Raw genomic sequence first — 14,645 nt, 5'->3', positions numbered from 1 at the left:
CTCGCTTCGCGGCGTCGATTCCAGCAAACCCGTACCCTTTGTCGAGGATACCGACTGACCCCCATGGCCAATGACATTTCCCATCTCACCGCTGACGCAGCCTACTGGCTTGGTGAGAACGACGAGCGGCGCGTTCGCGCCATCCAGGCACGCCGCTGGGTTCTCTACCTCCGCGCCAAACAAGTTTTGGAACGGCTGAACCGGCTCCTCGATCATCCGCGTGGCACACGGATGCCATCGGTCGCCATCGGTCGCCATCTATGGCGATAGCGGCATGGGCAAGACCATGCTGATGAAGCGCTTTCGCGACGATCATCCGCCGAGCTTTGATCTTAGGACAGGTATACTCAAGACGCCAGTTCTGGCGATGGAGATGACGAGCCGGCCAGGAGAAAGGCGGTTCTACGCCGAACTTCTGACGTTGCTTGGAGCGCCACAGCGCCCGCGCGCCGACATCGCCCAGATGGAACAGGCCGCCCTTCGCATTATGGAAGCAATCGGCGTCCAGGTTCTCGTCATCGACGAGGTGCACAATATCCTGGCCGGCACGTACCGAGAGCAACGCATCGTCCTCAACACGCTACGCTTTCTCAGCAATCGCCTGCAGATCTCACTTGTCTGTTTCGGCGTCAACGAAGCCCGCGAGGCTATCGGAGGTGATGTCCAGCTCGCGCGACGGTTCGAGCAGTTCACCTTGAGTCGATGGGCGGCAAATGAGCAGTTTGAGACACTTGTGACGTCGATCCTGCGCAACACGCCATTGCGAAAGCCGTCTGTTCTGACCCCGAAGTCATTGCGGCGAATGCTGCAGATCACCGAGGGCATCACGGCCAACATATTCCACATGATGAACAGCCTTGCCGTCGAGGCAGTTGAGACTGGGGCCGAGCAGGTCACGGATGAAGCAATTGAGCGTTGGGTACCGGAGTTCGACGCCGAAGCCGCATTTGCATGAGCCGCTTCACCAGCGCCGGATTGCCGCCCTCAAGACTGCCGGTCTGCTTCAAGCCGCATCGGGATGAGTTGTTGTCGTCCTGGATCGGACGTCATGCCGACTTCTACGCAGTGCCGTCGCTCGTCATGCTTCGGCATTGCTTGCCAGAGGCCGCATCGTTGCGAGCAGCTGACCTCAATCTGGCTGAAAACCAGGAAGTTCGCCTCGCCAACATGTTCGCTGCAGAGCAGGCTGACATACACCGTATGACCTTCACCAACGTCCCGCCGTCGTTCCATTCGATGGATCGCCGTGAGGCCGTCACAGCGTTGCACAATCTGCAATCCTGTCCATGCGGCGCCCCTACCCGTGCTGCGAAGCCAGCTGCTGGGCTGGCGGATCACATGCTCTCGCTGTGGAGACCTCCTACGAGACCGAGATGGGCACGAAGTCCCCTCTCCTTTCCGGCATTATCATAGCATGGCAATACGGGGCGAGAAGCTTCTCGACAATGAGATCGAGCGCGGTGCTCGGACCTGGGCTTCGCCAACTGAAATCGCCCGACTTCTGCTCATGCGGCGGATAATCTTCCCCGTGCCATCAGAGCATGAGCTTTATCTCTTCCGCGTCCTCGGCGTCATCATCCCCGATCTCGATCGGGTGGTCGCCGCAGAACGGGTGGACCTTTCCACGCCTGCAAGGCCAATCCTGCCGCTCCACCTGCGGGCAAGCCTATTGACGGGCGTGGCCATAGTTAAACGCGCCGGACCTGAGATGCTCCGAATGCTCCGCCGTTACATGCTTGGCGACAACATGACTCGATTCAGCGACGCCGCCGAGAAACTGATCGCACAGGCTGGTAAACACCCGTACGCCTCACAGAGGCAGTTAATTTGAGAACCACGTCTATCAGATTCTCATGGTTAAATGGAAAACTGCAAGGAATCGACCGCATTCTCGCGGTTAGCTGCCAAGCGACAGCAGGTCAGCCTGCTCACATCCCGCCAAGGCCAGCGCTTGGCGCGAACCTAAATTGCGCTACCGCGAAGCGGACCACAACTTCGACTGTATGGATCAAGTCGCAGCGACGAGAAAGACGATGGCAGCCGTCGCGCTCAGAAGACTGTGTCCGGCAGAGGCGTCCCCATCTGATGAGCAGGGCGCGCGCCTCACCGGATGTGCCGGACTTAATGGCATCTTCGAGACGGCGGTTCACTGGCATGATCACTATAAGCGTGTAGGGCCAGGTAGCTAAGATAAGACCCGCACCGAGCAACCACAGAACGTTGACGGTGGACACCAAGCGACGATACCAAGCACGCCGGACAGGAGGGCCAGGGAGGCCTGTATCGCATCCGCGTTTGTAGGCGGGCATCCATTGCGCCAACGCAGCCGCGTCGCCGAGCTTCAGCCTCGCCGGCTGCTCTGCCAAATTGATATAAACCGCGGCACCGAAGAAAACAGCCGCAGAAGCCAGCGCCAGCAGGCCGATCACGATATTCTCCCTCTAAATCGATCAGGGCAACGCAAAACGCATCCAACCGTTGCCAAGACGCCCGATGGTTGTATCCCACTTGCTCTCAGGTTCTGCGCCGCATCAGCGCAAGGAGGGGCTCAATCCGCTCGTTTCACTTGCTCGTATCGGTGGTCGGCTATCGAGCGGGTTCGTCTTCGCGTGCCACTCCAAACGTTGGACGAGCGTTGCTGCCGCGGATGCCGGAGCGGGCAAGCTTATACCAAGCAACGCTATTTGCTCCGCTAGCTCCGAGGCGAGCCTGTTTCAGTCGACTAGCACCCCGCCGGCGCGCAGCATCGCTTCTGGTGTATCGATGTCGATGCTGGCGACGGCGCCGATCTCGACATTGACTATATCGACCAGACCGGACTCAACGACATGACGCGCGCCGATGTCGCCGGTCAGCTTGCGTATCTCGGGAAAGAGCGCGCGTGGCAGCAAGACCGGATTTCCTCGCTTGCCGCCGTGCGTCGCGCGAACCACCGCCCGGCCTTCGCGCTTATGAAAGCTTGCGATCAGTCGATCGATGTCGGCCGCAGACACGCTCGGCATGTCGGCCAGCATGATCAACACACCATCTGCATCGTCGGGCAACGCGGCAAACCCGGCCTTGATCGAACTGGCAAGCCCATCGGCATGATGCGGATTTTCGACAAGCTCCATGTCCACGCCTTCAAGTGCCTGTCGCACCCTTTCCGACATGTGACCAACAACGCCGAAAACACCCGAAACCTTGCTTGCACATACGAGCGACGCCATGCGGCGGACCAGGGGAACGCCGTCGGAATCCGCGAGCAGCTTGTTCTTCGCTCCCATGCGGCTCGACCGGCCCGCCGCGAGCAGGATCGCATAGACCTTTCTTTGCCGCGACGGCACCGCCGGTTCGCGCGGCTGCGGCCGCGCGGGGATTTCCATGAGAAGACCCCCAACACCCATGCCGGCGATCATGTCATTGTCGACGTCGATGCCGGCTATCAGCCGATCGAGCACCCAGTCGAAGCCGTTGAGCTTGGGGCTTCGCGCGCATCCTGGCGCGCCAAGCACCGGCTTTTCGCCGAGCCGGCCGGTGACGATGAGATTTCCGGGATCGACGGGCATGCCGGCGCGATGCACTTCGCCGCCGGCGAACCGGATGGCGGCGGGAATGACATCGTCGAAATCGCACATCGCGGAAGCGCCGAATACGATGAGCATGTCGCTGTGGACCGAGAGGTTCCCGATCGCTTCCGCCACCGCATGGCTGTTGTGCGGCACGCGCTTCTCGGCAACGATGCGGCTCGCGGAGCGTGCAAGTCGCTCCTGGGTTATCCGTGCCGTCTTGTCGAGCACGCTATCCTTCGTCCCCGGCAGCACGGTCTGCACAAGTGCAACTTTCTTCGGTTGAAACGCATGGAGGGCGAAGGCTTCACGGTCTCGTAGCTGCGACCGCGCCTCTCGGATCAATGGCGCGGATACCGCGAAGGGAATGATCTTCACGGTCGCGACCATCCGGCTCTTTTCGACTGCGGTATAGTCGGCCAGCGTCGCGATGGTGATCGACGGGTCGATGCGGTTGAGCGTGTCGATCAGAGTCTTGTCGACGGTGAAGACCCCATCCCGGCTGGCGTGCAGGTTGACGCGGCCCGTCGCCGCGGGTTTGGCCTCGACGCCGGAGGTCTCCAACGCCATGACGATGGCCGACGCGGCTGCGTCTTCGTCGAGGTCATCCCGATCGAGCACCGCGGCGATGACCTCTTCCACACCGGCTTCACCGAGCATGGCGATGTCGCAGGCCGTCAGGCGATGCGCCTTGCGCAGACGGACCGCACCGGCGACGATCGCATGAGCCAGGATCGCGCCCTCGGCGTCGATGACGCAAACCGGGCCGAACTTCACGCCGCTTTCTCCCTTTCCCCGTCGCATCCTCGCGAACGCAACGCCCTGATCACCTGTGCGAGCACCGCGACCGCGATCTCGGCCGGGCTCGCGGCTCCGATATCGAGGCCGATCGGTGCGTGAATCCGCCTTACCTGATCGGATGACGCACCAAGTGTTCGCAGACGCTCGACGCGCCTGGCGTGGGTTTTGGTGCTTCCCAGCGCACCGATGTAGAAGCAGCCCGCGTCCAGCGCCGCCATCAGCGGGAAGTCATCGATCTTGGGATCATGCGTCAGCGCCGCGACTGCGGTGAAGGCGTCCAACGGCTGCGCCTTCACAACGTCCTCCGGCCATTCGGCGTGAAGCGGGACACCGGGAAAACGATCCGGCGTGGCGAAAGCCGTGCGTGGATCGATGATTTCCACGTCATATCCGGCGACCTTGGCGATCGGGGCCAGAGCCTGGCTGATATGCACCGCGCCAATGACGACCAGGCGCGGCGCCGGGACATGGACGTTGAGGAAGTACTTCCGGCCAACGGCCTCAACTACGCCCGACCTGCCGGTCCGAACGGCGGTTTCGATGGCTTCGCCCAGCACATGGTCGGCGACAATGTCGCCGCTGCACACCAGGCGATTGCCTCCATCTCCGAGATCGGTCACAAGGACGACCGCCCGGCGTTGGCGGCGTTCGCGGTTCAGACGCTCGAGGACAAGCTGGTCCATGGCGCTCAGCCCAGTGGCTCCACGTACACCTTGATCCGGCCTCCGCAGGATAGTCCGACCTGCCAGGCCGTCTCATCGGCCACCCCGAATTCCAGCATGCGTGGCTTGCTGAGATTGCATCCCGATGAAGAAGCCAACGTCGAAAATCCGCGAAGAACTTGCCCGTTTGCAGGAACAGCTGAAGCAGGCAGAAACGCGTGACGCCGAACGCATCGGCCGCATTGCGCTGAAGGCCGGACTTGGAGAGATCGAAATCGACGACGCCGACCTTCAGGCAACGTTCGAGGACGTGGCGAAGCGGTTTCGGGGAACCAAAGCCGGATCGAACGGAAAGGAAAAGTCTGCCGGAACATCGTCGGCCACGTCGCTCAGTGCTGGCGCGGCTGCGGGCCAGGCTGGCGAGGCTTGAGCGGATGCAGCGGCTGACCACGGCAGAGGCCAGAAAGAAAGATGCTCGCGAGAAGATCGAGTTGGGCGGCCTGATCGTCAAAGCCGGGATGCGCTATGAGAAACGCGCGCTTCTGCTGGGTGTGCTTATCGAAGCGCAAAAGAAAATCAAGGGCGATGAGGCGGAGCGATCCCGTCTGACCGCAATCGGCGCGAAGGCATTCGGCAATGACAGCGACTAGGATCCTGCTCGCCGTTGTCCCGCCGCTGATGATGATTGCCATCGCCCTCGCGTTGCCGGGGATAGAACAGTGGCTCGCGACGTTCGGAAAAGCGGCGGAGGCGAAATTGACGCTCGGCCGGATCGGCCTAGCGTTGCCCTATGTGGCGAGTGCTGCGATCGGGCTGATCTTTCTCCTCAGTGCCCAGGGATCGGTCAACATCAAGACCGCGGGGTGGGGCGTCGCTGCCGGATCGGGCGTCGTCATCGTGCTTGCCGTCATTCGGGAAGGAATGCGGCTCTCACAATTTGCCGGACAGGTGCCTGCGACCGGGTCGATCCTGTCCTATATCGATCCGGCAACGATGGCAGGTGCTGCGGCAGTTTTGGTCTCCGGCATCTTCGCGCTTCGCGTTGCGGTGATCGGCAACGCCGCATTCTCGCGTTCCGAGCCGAAACGTATCCGGGGTAAACGCGCGCTGCATGGCGAGGCGGAATGGATGAAACTGCCGCAAGCAGAGAAGCTGTTCGCAGAGGGCGGCGGCATTGTCATCGGAGAGCGGTATCGTGTCGACCGGGACAGCACGGCGGCACTCTCGTTTCGGGCCGATAAACCTCAGACATGGGGTGCCGGGGGCAAGTCACCGCTGCTCTGCTTCGATGGTTCGTTCGGATCGTCACATGGCATCGTGTTCGCCGGTTCCGGCGGTTTCAAGACCACGTCGGTGACAATTCCAACGGCGCTTAAATGGGGCGGCACGCTGATCGTACTTGATCCATCCAATGAGGTGGCGCCGATGGTCAAGGCGCACCGGACTAAGGCCGGTCGTGATGTGATCGTGCTCGACCCGAAGGATCCGGATATCGGGTTTAATGCCCTTGACTGGATCGGACAGCATGGCGGGACGAAGGAAGAGGATATCGCTGCGGTCGCTTCGTGGATCATGAGCGAAAGCGGCCGCGCCAGCGGCGTACGGGACGATTTCTTTCGGGCATCCGGCTTGCAGTTGCTGACGGCGATCATCGCCGATGTCTGCCTCTCGGGTCATACGGAAAAGAAGGATCAGACGCTGCGGACCGTGCGCATGAACCTCTCGGAACCGGAGCCGAAGCTGCGCGCGCGGCTTCAGGAAATCTACGACAACTCTGAGTCCGATTTTGTGAAGGAGAACGTGGCAGCGTTCGTGAACATGACGCCGGAAACCTTCTCCGGCGTCTATGCCAATGCGATCAAAGAAACACATTGGCTGAGCTATCCGAACTACGCCGGTCTCGTGTCCGGTTCGACCTTTTCGACCGATGACATCGCGTCGGGAAAGACCGACGTGTTCGTCGCCCTGGATCTCAAAACGCTGGAAACCCATGGAGGTCTGGCGCGGGTAATCATCGGCTCATTCCTGAACGCCATCTATAATCGTGACGGGGCGATGCCCGGACGCGCTCTGTTCCTTCTCGACGAGGTCGCGCGCCTGGGTTTCATGAGGATCCTTGAGACGGCACGCGATGCCGGCCGCAAGTATGGGATCACGCTTCTGATGATCTATCAGTCGATTGGCCAGATGCGCGAAACCTATGGCGGACGCGACGCCACCAGCAAGTGGTTCGAAAGCGCGAGCTGGATCAGTTTCTCAGCGATCAACGATCCGGAGACCGCGGACTATATCTCCCGGCGTTGTGGAACAACGACAGTCGAGATCGACCAGGTCAGCCGCAGCTTTCAGGCGAGGGGTTCGTCACGAACCCGATCGAAACAGCTGGCAAGCCGACCATTCATCCAGTCACACGAAGTCCTGCGCATGCGGGCCGATGAGCAGATTGTGTTCACAGGGGGAAATGCGCCGCTTCGATGCGGTCGCGCGATGTGGTTCCGGCGAGCCGACATGAAGTCCTGCGTTGGCGATAACCGCTTCCATGGAAAACGTGGACCATTGGAAATGAAGGTCTGAGGGACAACCCGGACCTGGAGATCGAGCGATGAGATATTGGGAAGCCTGCGAGGCACAGGTCACGGCAGAAGAGGCCCTCGAAGAATGCCGCATCCATCAAATTGAGGCAATCGTTCGCGACAGCGATAGCGCTTTGGTGGATGTCACGACCGGTGATGTCATCGCTCATCCAAACGAGCAAGCCGACTATTCTGGCGCCGATATTCTCGATTACCTGGGATACTGATCAATGGCAGTCGGCTATCGCGGGAGGATCGTTACCGGGATCGGCGAAGACCACAGTTGGGCTTCGTTCGCTTCAGCGAATAGAGCCGTACGCCAAAGGCGGACCGCCTAGTGCTCCTTCTGTTCATACTTCACAAAACTGAATCGTTCCGCGACCATCGATTCACAACTGTCGTTGGACGCATGGGCCCGATTGCGCGATCCTCTCACCATGATCGCCCAGCCCTATCACCTCTATATCGAACGCACGGATGCTGAGAAGAATATGGCTCGCTTCTATGCCATATCGATAGAGCCGACCCTCTTCGGAGAGGCCTGTCTTATGCGGCGTTGGGGACGCATCGGAACCAAAGGTCAGCTAAAGGTCCATCACTTCGAGCAAGAGGAGGACGCGGTTGATTTATTCCTTGATCTCGTCAGGCAAAAACGTCACCGGGCATACCGTACAATCAACTCGGCGCAACATACGTATCGCGAAAGCTCGCAGCGGCGTTAGCGCCAGTTGCACCGAAGAGCGATATGAAAACCATCTCTGACGGATCGAATTCAAATTGAGACGCATGGAATTGCAGAAGAATACCATAGCCTTCGGCCAGAGGTCCGTTATCCCGTGAAAAAGATCATCGTCGCGATCGCAGTATCCGGCTGTGCGCTGGGCGCTCACATATTTGGGATCGTTCCAGTTGCCGAGGCTGCGAGCATGGTCACCAGTCCGAAGACGACATACCGGAAATGTTTCGGTGGTGATCGCTTCACCTGCGTCGTGGACGGAGATACTCTCTGGATTGAGGGCACGAAAATCCGCATTGCCGATATCGACGCTCCCGAGATCAGCGAGCCGGAATGCGCAACGGAGCTAGCGCTTGGAAATCGAGCGACCGATCGCCTGATCGAACTGGTCAATCAGGGTTCCTTCAAGCTTCGCGCATGGCCCGGACGCAACGAAGATAGATACGGTCGCAAGCTCCGCGTCCTCATCCGTGACGGCAGGAGCCTCGGCGATATTCTCGTATCGGAAGGCCTGGCCAGAACTTGGACGGGCCGCAGACAGCCCTGGTGCTGAAACCGGCCCGCATTTGCGGGCCGTTTAAAGACGCCGTTATCGGTGCCTGCTCCAATCTGTTTCGAAGGAGATCTCCACCTCGACGAAGAACGGGATCTTGATCGCGAGTTTCAGGCCGAGTCTCCCCTTGCGGAAAAAGTGACAGATGACCTTGCCGAGGTTGCGGAGCTGGCGGCCGGTGGCTGCGAGGAATTGTGCGAGACGCTGCATGATGGTTTCTCCTTGTCGATTGCGGTTATCGCGGGGATAGGCCGCAGGCCGGGACGAGAAGGGTTGCACCGGGACGGCCGGAACGTAGCGGAGGACCCTGAGGTGCCTGAATTTTGGTGCGCGAGGAGACGCGATGCGGCGGGGAAAATTCTGGTGGCGACGGGTTGCTTACCCGACGACCGGACTGCAACGTCCCCGATGTCGATGACCGCAATCGACAAGGAGAAATGCAGCGCGTTGATCCCATCACGCTCATTCAAAGCACCACTAAAGTTTCAAAGTGAGACTTGTTTTGTAGTGGCGCCGCTCAGAACGGCGGCTCCGCGTCCAGGCGTCCGTCCTGCTCGGCAATGATGATCGCAAGCTCGGCTTGAGCGCATTCCAGCTCGGCTTGGATCTGGCGGCGCTCACTGGCATCGTATGCGTCCCGCAGTTCAGCTCGCAGTTCCTCAATCTGGATCTCGAGTTCGTAGGTCATCTTCGTCTCCTTGACGTTTGTGAAAGATGACAATGGGTTCCGAGAAGGGGATGGCGGGGTCAGGGATCGCGCCAGCGACCGGCAGAGCCGGGGAGTGGGGGAGCCGATTTGCGCAAGCTGCCCTTCGGGCGGGCGGAGCAAATTGATGATGTGGACGGCCCTCCGAGACCTCAGCGCAAAGGTGCTATTCTCAGTCGGCACAATTCGGACAAGGAACCACGTCATGGCTTTTGAGAAGATAAGTGTTATCGGCCTCGATCTGGCCAAGAATGTTTTCCAGCTACATGCTGTCGATGAAGCCGGCGATGTCATCATCCGTCGCCAGCTCCGCCGGAATCAGCTTCTACAATTCTTCGAGCACCTGCCCCGCTGCCTTGTCGGCATGGAAGCATGTTCGACGTCACACTATTGGGCACGTGAGCTCGTCCGCCTGGGCTTCGAGGTCAAGCTAATGCCGCCAGCTTATGTGAAGCCCTACGTCAAGCGCGGCAAGAATGATGCGGCGGATGCCGAGGCCATTTGCGAAGCCGTGACTCGTCCCACGATGCGTTTCGTTCCCGTGAAGAGCTGTGAGCGTCAGGCACTCCTGATGCAGCATAAGACGCGGGATCTGCTGGTGCGGCAGCGGACCGCTCTTATCAACGCCTTGCGTGGGCATCTCGCGGAATTCGGGATTGTCACGTCGCAAGGAAGATTAGGCTTGAGAGCGGCAATTGAAGCGCTGAGCGCTGCCCAGGAATTCCTTCCAGAGCCCTCCTGGCAACCGTTCGAACACATAAGGAAGCAATTGGAGGAGCTGACCCACAAGATCGCTGAACTCGATAGGATTATATTGCGGTGGTGCCGCAACGAAGCGGCTGCCCGGCGTTTGATGACCATTCCCGGCGTCGGTTTCCTAACGGCAGCGGCGATCGCAGCTTCGGTCGGTGACGCCACCGAGTTCAAATCTGGCCGTCAGTTCGCAGCCTGGCTTGGATTGACCCCACGACAAAACAGTAGCGGTGGGAAGGAGAGGCTTGGCCGGATAAGCAAACAAGGCGATCGCACGATCCGACGGTTGCTGGTAGTCGGCGCCACCGCCGTCGTGCGCAGAGCCCGTCTTGACGCTGCGTCATTTCCCTGGATCGCTCGCTTGTTAGATCGCAAGCCCGCCAAGCTGGTTTCGGTAGCGATCGCAAACAAAACCGCACGCATCGCGTGGGCAATACTCAGGCGGAGGGAAAACTATCGTTTTGCCACCGCCTGAAAAGATCCATTCGGCCCAAGTGTGGCCGGATGGAGGAGTGAAGGACTTAGTTTGATGGCGAACCGGTTAGACCGGGGACGGAGGAAAGCCGGGGTTCCCCCAGCGCCTCGAGCGCGACAATTTGATTGGCTCTCCGTCTGCGGATCTCATCAGGGCCAGTGGCGTTGATGCCACGATTATAGGCCGGACACATGACTGAACCTAATTGGTCGCTTACAAGCAAAAGTCTTGCATTCCACGGGCCGTCCACACATGGGGGAACCGCTCATCCTTGAGGCAGCGATGCCCGCTTGGTACGATCGCTCATTCTGAGCAGCTTCTTCGCTTTCCGTATGCGACCAAAAAAGCCGGACCTGGCTCGATGCCGGGTCCGGCTTTGATTTTCGGAAGAGGAGAGGGCTCCGCCGGTGGCGGACCCCGTGATGTCAATCCCGGTTCGGGCGGGACCAGATGAGCTGGAGGCCATCCTCGCCTTCAACTTCGGCAAGCGTTGCATAGATCGGAGCCGGGAAGCTCGGATCGTCGAGCTTGACCGAGAGGTAGTCGCGGCCCTGTTCGGAGGTTTTCTGCCAGGCGGCACCCAGCTCAGTGTTATGCGGTGCACCGCATAACGTCGATTATGCAGAGAGCGGGATTTTGCGGAGTGTTGGTCGCTGAAGCCTGCTTTTGCCGGTGTTTGCGGTGGATTTTACTCCGCATAATTCCGGAGGGTTGAGGAGTGGCGCCCCGCTGTGAGCGGAGCGCCGTGGTTCTGGTCAGCGTGACCAGATGAGCTTGTGCTCGCCTTTGTCGCCCTGGACGAGGGAGGCATAGACCGGAGCTGTGAAGGACGGATCGTCGAGCTTGAGCGAGAGGTATTCGGCGCCGGTCTCGCGGGCGGTCCGGCTCCAGCCGGCTCCGAACTCGACACCCGTTGCTGTGACCCGGAAGTCCGGGGCGCGATCGTTGTCGCGGTCGCAGGGTTTGATGGATGCCTTGACGTTGAGGGTGAGGGTCTTGATGGTGCCGTTGTAGGCGCCGGTTTCGTCGCGGGTGAAGGTGCCGATCTGAGCCATTGTCGTTTCTCCTGAGAGTTGTTCGAAGCCGCCCGATGCGGCCTCGATGGCGGTCAAGAGGCGACGGGTTGGCCTGCTGCATCCAAAGGACCACAGCGCCAGCGGAGGACGGCGGTAGCCGAGCTTGTTGCTTCGCGAGGAATGGCCGCTTGCGGTCAGGGGAAGAAGGTCGGCGAAGCCGTTGCAGGCCAAGGCCGGACCGGCGCCAGACCAGCCGAGATGAGAGGCCGTATCGGGGCTTCGCTGCATTGTCGGCAGAGAACGACGTGGATGATCGCCTCATCATCAACAGGAACACCGCTGTCGCAACGTCATCGCTCTGACCTATGTCATTGCCATCATGCTCCGGGCCGACGACACCAAACCCGCTCGATATGGTGCGGGCCATGTCAAGCAGGATGCCGGTGGAACCAAGCGACTCACGCGGTGCGCCGAAGCCGCCTCAGATCTGTAACCGATCCGATCACGCCGGTGTTTCCAAGTCCGAGAGTAGCGATGCGATCAAAGCATCCGGTGCCTTGAACCGTCCGCGTCGCAGTTCTGGCGGGACGACCGCCTCGACCGCTTCCAGCTTTTCGGTAGGATCCATGCGCAGGTAGACCTCCGTTGTACGAATGTCGGTGTGACCCAGCCACAGGGCGACCTTCCGGATGTCATGGGTAGCCTGTAGCATTATGACTGCGCAGCTATGTCGAAGCTGGTGCGGCGAGACGTTCTGATCACGCAGCGAAGTGCAGGTTTCCGCCGCCTTGCGGACATGCTTGTCGAGAATATACTCGAATCCCGCACGCGTCATCGCATCCCCTTGTGCGTTGACGAAGAGTTCCGGCACTCGGACCAAGCCCCTGATGCTCAGCCAGGCGCGAAGGTCCCGAGCCGTGTCCTTCCACAGCGGTAGGCAGCGCTCCTTACGGCCCTTGCCTTGAACCATTACGGTCGCGCCGTGTTGAAGTGACAGGTTTTCTGCGAGAACGCCGACCAGTTCGGAGACCCGCAAGCCTGCTCCGAAGCAGAGGTGCATCATGGCCCGGTCGCGCACGCCAAAGCGTGTCGCAAGATCGGGAACGTTGAGGATTGCTCGCATTTCCTCCATTGTCAGGTGACGGATGAGCTTCTGGTCGTGGCGCTTGGCCGGGATCGCATGGACCCGGCCGATCTGCTCCAGGGCGGAGGGCACCTTGTGCTCCACATAGCGCATGAACGTCTTGATGGCAGCAAGCCGGACATTGCGCGTGGACGCGCTATTGCCGCGATCGTGTTCAATGTAACCAAGGAAAGCGACGATCATCGGCGCGTCGAGGTCCTCAATCGTCAGCAAAGACGGACGAGTGCCCAGCCGTTTCGCCGCATAGTCGAACAATAGTTTGAAGCAGTACGCATAGGTCTCGCAGGTTTGCGGACTGTAACCCCTTTGGCGGGGCATATAGTCACGCAGAAAGCTGGTGATGAGTGGAGCGAGCTTCGTCATACGTCGCCCTCCCCAACCAGCTTTTCCGCGGCCGCTGCGATGTCGACCATCATTTCTGGCGTCGCCTGAAGATACCAGTATGTATTGTGGATACTGACATGACCCAAGTAGGTCGATAGGGCGACGAAGTGCTTGGCAATCGTGCCGCGTTCGGCGCCGCATTGTTCCAGGACACGGGTTGCGAAGGTATGTCGAAGATCATGGATGCGCGGCTGCCGACTTCGATCCGGCGCGATGCCCGCTCGTCGCAGGATGCAGCGGAATGCATAGTTCACCGTCGATGGGTAAAGCTGTCGGTGCTTGACGGATGGGAAGAGCCAATCGCTCTCGCCTGCAAGCTGGCATCGCGCGTCAAGATAGCCTTTGAGCGCCTCGACGACGGTCGCGTGCAGCGGCACCAACCGGCTTTTACGGAACTTGGTTTCGCGAATGTGCAATACGCCGTCATGCAGAATGTCAGTATGCCTCCGCCGAAGGCCGTCTGCCCTGATTTGGTGATTGGCTTTAAGTCCATGCCTTATGTCATGCGCTACAATCATTTCCCCTATTGAGGTCTATTCCGCGGACGATCTTGGCCGTCGACGGGATTGGTCGGACGAAGAGAAGGTTCGGATCGTCGAAGAGAGCTTGCAAGGCTTTCGGCAGGGTTCAGTGACGGCGCGGCGATATGGATTGTCTCGGTCGTTGTTGACCCGTTGGCGTCGGGAATACCGGAGCGGGCTTCTGAGCGTTACCGCATCAACAAGCTTCGTGCCGCTTTCGATTTTGCCGCCGCCGGCATCTTCCGAGATGGCCGGTCCGCTCCGGTCGGACGGCGACAAGACGATCGAGATCGGCCTGCCGAACGGTCGTCGCCTGACGATCCCGGCCTCGCTTGATCCGAACATCCTTGCCGGCCTGTTGCCGGTCCTGGATGCGTCATGATCGCCTTTCCGGCCGGGGTGAAGGTGTGGATCGCGGGCGGCGTGACGGACATGCGTTGCGGCATGAACAGCCTAGCGCTGAAGGTGCAACAGGGTCTTGGCCGCGATCCTCATGGCGGTGAGGTCTTCTGCTTCCGGGGTCGCAAGGGTGATCTGATCAAGGTTTTGTGGCACGACGGGATCGGCATGTCGCTTTACCTGAAGCGGCTTGAGGCCGGAAAGTTCATCTGGCCGGTCAGCCAGAATAGCTCCGCCGTGCCAGTGTCGGCGGCGCAACTCGGCTATCTTCTGGAAGGGATCGACTGGCGCAATCCACGCTGGACGCAGCGACCTGCAACGGCAGGATAGTCGCCAACCGTTCCACTGTTTTTGTTGGGCTTTCTGTGGTTCCA

Annotated in this window: 18 protein-coding genes and 4 pseudogenes; 12 read left to right on the top strand and 10 right to left on the bottom strand. The window is 60.1% G+C overall.

What is annotated here, in order from left to right; translation table 11 throughout:
• Nucleotides 1-63: 63 nt before the first annotated feature.
• The 3 genes and pseudogenes from AABF56_RS34280 (at nucleotide 64) to AABF56_RS34270 (ending at nucleotide 1,831) form a co-directional block, all read left to right on the top strand.
• A pseudogene (locus tag AABF56_RS34280) lies at nucleotides 64-955 on the top strand (TniB family NTP-binding protein).
• Nucleotides 952-1,413, top strand: coding sequence for a TniQ family protein (locus AABF56_RS34275; protein ID WP_272809315.1), 462 nt, complete (start codon nucleotides 952-954; stop codon nucleotides 1,411-1,413). The pseudogene AABF56_RS34280 and the gene AABF56_RS34275 overlap by 4 nt, the downstream one beginning before the upstream one ends.
• A 1-nt stretch (nucleotide 1,414) precedes the next feature.
• Complete coding sequence (locus AABF56_RS34270; protein WP_272809316.1) at nucleotides 1,415-1,831, top strand: hypothetical protein; 417 nt, start codon at nucleotides 1,415-1,417, stop codon at nucleotides 1,829-1,831.
• A gap of 177 nt (nucleotides 1,832-2,008) precedes the next feature.
• Here AABF56_RS34270 and AABF56_RS34265 read toward each other — a convergent pair.
• The 4 genes and pseudogenes from AABF56_RS34265 to AABF56_RS34250 all read right to left on the bottom strand — a co-directional run.
• Nucleotides 2,009-2,429: pseudogene (locus tag AABF56_RS34265) on the bottom strand (DUF1772 domain-containing protein).
• 285 nt (nucleotides 2,430-2,714) lie between these two features.
• Nucleotides 2,715-4,325: a molybdopterin-binding/glycosyltransferase family 2 protein gene (locus tag AABF56_RS34260; RefSeq protein WP_272809318.1), complete on the bottom strand. Its 1,611-nt coding sequence runs from the start codon at nucleotides 4,323-4,325 to the stop codon at nucleotides 2,715-2,717.
• On the bottom strand, nucleotides 4,322-5,032 hold the full coding sequence (locus AABF56_RS34255; RefSeq protein WP_272809319.1) for an XdhC family protein: 711 nt from the start codon (nucleotides 5,030-5,032) through the stop codon (nucleotides 4,322-4,324). Before AABF56_RS34255 ends, AABF56_RS34260 begins: the two co-directional genes overlap by 4 nt.
• A 5-nt stretch (nucleotides 5,033-5,037) precedes the next feature.
• Nucleotides 5,038-5,139, bottom strand: a pseudogene (locus tag AABF56_RS34250) (XdhC family protein); the annotation flags it as partial.
• A gap of 17 nt (nucleotides 5,140-5,156) precedes the next feature.
• Between AABF56_RS34250 and traC the strand changes: the two are divergent.
• The 6 genes from traC (at nucleotide 5,157) to AABF56_RS34220 (ending at nucleotide 8,873) form a co-directional block, all read left to right on the top strand.
• A complete protein-coding gene (gene traC, locus AABF56_RS34245) occupies nucleotides 5,157-5,441 on the top strand; it encodes a conjugal transfer protein TraC (RefSeq protein WP_272809320.1) in 285 nt (94 codons plus the stop codon).
• A gap of 4 nt (nucleotides 5,442-5,445) precedes the next feature.
• Nucleotides 5,446-5,661: a type IV conjugative transfer system coupling protein TraD gene (traD, locus tag AABF56_RS34240; RefSeq protein ID WP_272809321.1), complete on the top strand. Its 216-nt coding sequence runs from the start codon at nucleotides 5,446-5,448 to the stop codon at nucleotides 5,659-5,661.
• Nucleotides 5,648-7,585, top strand: a complete 1,938-nt coding sequence (traG, locus tag AABF56_RS34235) for a Ti-type conjugative transfer system protein TraG (protein ID WP_272809322.1) — start codon at nucleotides 5,648-5,650, stop codon at nucleotides 7,583-7,585. Before traD ends, traG begins: the two co-directional genes overlap by 14 nt.
• Nucleotides 7,586-7,613: 28 nt before the next feature.
• The gene (locus AABF56_RS34230) at nucleotides 7,614-7,811 is read left to right on the top strand and encodes a hypothetical protein (RefSeq protein ID WP_272809323.1); all 198 of its coding nucleotides are present in this window, start codon (nucleotides 7,614-7,616) and stop codon (nucleotides 7,809-7,811) included.
• A gap of 210 nt (nucleotides 7,812-8,021) precedes the next feature.
• A complete protein-coding gene (locus AABF56_RS34225) occupies nucleotides 8,022-8,306 on the top strand; it encodes a WGR domain-containing protein (RefSeq protein WP_272809324.1) in 285 nt (94 codons plus the stop codon).
• Nucleotides 8,307-8,420: 114 nt separating this feature from the next.
• Nucleotides 8,421-8,873: a thermonuclease family protein gene (locus tag AABF56_RS34220; protein WP_336314416.1), complete on the top strand. Its 453-nt coding sequence runs from the start codon at nucleotides 8,421-8,423 to the stop codon at nucleotides 8,871-8,873.
• Nucleotides 8,874-8,909: 36 nt separating this feature from the next.
• Here the strand turns inward: AABF56_RS34220 and AABF56_RS34215 are convergent, their stop codons facing one another.
• Together AABF56_RS34215 and AABF56_RS34210 are read right to left on the bottom strand one after the other, a co-directional pair.
• On the bottom strand, nucleotides 8,910-9,083 hold the full coding sequence (locus tag AABF56_RS34215) for a hypothetical protein (RefSeq protein ID WP_272809325.1): 174 nt from the start codon (nucleotides 9,081-9,083) through the stop codon (nucleotides 8,910-8,912).
• A 307-nt stretch (nucleotides 9,084-9,390) separates the two neighbouring features.
• Nucleotides 9,391-9,561 (bottom strand): hypothetical protein, encoded by a 171-nt coding sequence (locus AABF56_RS34210; RefSeq protein WP_272809326.1) that lies wholly within the window; start codon nucleotides 9,559-9,561, stop codon nucleotides 9,391-9,393.
• Nucleotides 9,562-9,784: 223 nt separating this feature from the next.
• On the opposite strand from AABF56_RS34210, the gene AABF56_RS34205 reads away from it, so the two are divergent.
• Entirely contained in the window at nucleotides 9,785-10,807 is a 1,023-nt protein-coding gene (locus AABF56_RS34205) for an IS110 family transposase (protein ID WP_050746837.1), read from the top strand.
• A gap of 425 nt (nucleotides 10,808-11,232) precedes the next feature.
• Here AABF56_RS34205 and AABF56_RS34200 read toward each other — a convergent pair.
• The 4 genes and pseudogenes from AABF56_RS34200 to AABF56_RS34185 form a co-directional block, all read right to left on the bottom strand.
• Nucleotides 11,233-11,400: pseudogene (locus AABF56_RS34200) on the bottom strand (DUF736 domain-containing protein); the annotation flags it as partial.
• 162 nt (nucleotides 11,401-11,562) lie between these two features.
• A complete protein-coding gene (locus tag AABF56_RS34195; protein WP_024318408.1) occupies nucleotides 11,563-11,862 on the bottom strand; it encodes a DUF736 domain-containing protein in 300 nt (99 codons plus the stop codon).
• Nucleotides 11,863-12,325: 463 nt separating this feature from the next.
• Nucleotides 12,326-13,330 carry a tyrosine-type recombinase/integrase gene (locus AABF56_RS34190; RefSeq protein ID WP_272809327.1) on the bottom strand — a complete coding sequence of 335 codons (1,005 nt, stop codon included), beginning with the start codon at nucleotides 13,328-13,330 and terminating at the stop codon, nucleotides 12,326-12,328.
• Complete coding sequence (locus AABF56_RS34185; RefSeq protein WP_338341952.1) at nucleotides 13,327-13,767, bottom strand: tyrosine-type recombinase/integrase; 441 nt, start codon at nucleotides 13,765-13,767, stop codon at nucleotides 13,327-13,329. The genes AABF56_RS34190 and AABF56_RS34185 overlap by 4 nt, the downstream gene beginning before the upstream one ends.
• A gap of 82 nt (nucleotides 13,768-13,849) precedes the next feature.
• Here AABF56_RS34185 and tnpA point away from each other — a divergent pair, with 82 nt between their 5' ends.
• On the top strand, nucleotides 13,850-14,254 hold the full coding sequence (tnpA, locus tag AABF56_RS37855) for an IS66-like element accessory protein TnpA (RefSeq protein ID WP_423734667.1): 405 nt from the start codon (nucleotides 13,850-13,852) through the stop codon (nucleotides 14,252-14,254).
• Nucleotides 14,251-14,601, top strand: coding sequence for an IS66 family insertion sequence element accessory protein TnpB (tnpB, locus tag AABF56_RS34170; RefSeq protein WP_062594513.1), 351 nt, complete (start codon nucleotides 14,251-14,253; stop codon nucleotides 14,599-14,601). The genes tnpA and tnpB overlap by 4 nt, the downstream gene beginning before the upstream one ends.
• Nucleotides 14,602-14,645 lie beyond the last annotated feature (44 nt).

This window comes from Shinella sp. WSC3-e (genome assembly GCF_945994535.1).
Lineage (GTDB): Bacteria > Pseudomonadota > Alphaproteobacteria > Rhizobiales > Rhizobiaceae > Shinella > Shinella yambaruensis.
This window is presented reverse-complemented; position numbering and strand designations above follow the sequence as displayed.